The sequence below is a fragment of the Flavobacterium frigidum genome, assembly GCF_048286795.2.
Genome location: NZ_JBLVPT020000043.1, coordinates 1 through 1,148, shown reverse-complemented (window position 1 = coordinate 1,148; position 1,148 = coordinate 1). Strand labels below are relative to the sequence as shown.

The 1,148-nt window shown below is 39.7% G+C and carries 1 pseudogene; it reads left to right on the top strand.

The features are described from left to right. Window positions 1-1,148 (top strand): annotated as a pseudogene (locus ACNQGB_RS15985) (hypothetical protein); the annotation flags it as partial.

The window sequence follows — 1,148 nt, the reverse complement described above, 5'->3', positions numbered from 1 at the left end:
CCAATTATGCGAAGCTAATCCATCAACAGGATTGAATGTAAGCCCAGCAAATTGTAATACTGCTACAGCCACAGTTGTAGTAAACAATCCAATAGATGCGGTAAACGATCCATCGGTAACCGTTGCATCAAACAATACGGTAGTAACCGCATTGAATGCCTTAGCTAATGATACGTTAAGTAACAGCGCAGCGACTACCACTAATACCAATGTGACGCCATTAACGACAGGACCATTGAGCATTGATGCCAACGGAATAGTAACCGTTGCAGCCAATACTCCAAGTGGTACGTATAGCATCACCTACCAATTATGCGAAGCTAATCCATCAACAGGATTGAATGTAAGCCCAGCAAATTGTAATACTGCTACAGCCACAGTTGTAGTAAACAATCCAATAGATGCGGTAAACGATCCGTCGGTAACCGTTGCATCAAACAATACGGTAGTAACCGCATTGAACGCATTAGCTAATGATACGTTAAGTAACATTGCAGTGACTACGACCAATACTAATGTAACGCCGTTAACCACAGGACCATTGAGCATTGATGCTGACGGAATAGTAACCGTTGCAGCTAATACTGCAAGTGGTACGTACAGCATCACGTACCAATTATGCGAAGCCAATTCATCAACTGGATTAAATATGATCCCTGCGAATTGTGATAATGCAACGGCTACTGTAGTAGTCTTTAATCCAATAGACGCTGTAGACGATGGTCCTGTAACTGTAGCTTCAGCAACAACACCTACAGTTATTTTAAATGTAACAGATAATGATACTTTAAATACTATTGCAGTTACAGCTACAAACACTGATGTAACACCAATTACTACAGGACCATTGAGTATTGATATTAACGGTAATTTAATAGTAGCAGCCAACACAGCTTCAGGAACTTATCTAATTACTTATGAATTGTGTGAATCTGGTGCAAGTCCAGCAAATTGTAATACGGCTGTAGCTACAGTTGTAGTTCAGAATCCATTACTTGCAGTAAATGATGGGCCAATTACAGTAGCGACTGCTGAATTTTCTAAAGTTGTTTTAAATGTTACTTCAAATGATACGTTACATGGAGATCCAGTTACAGATGCAAATACTAATGTCACACCACAAATAGCAGGTCCATTAAGTATAGCTA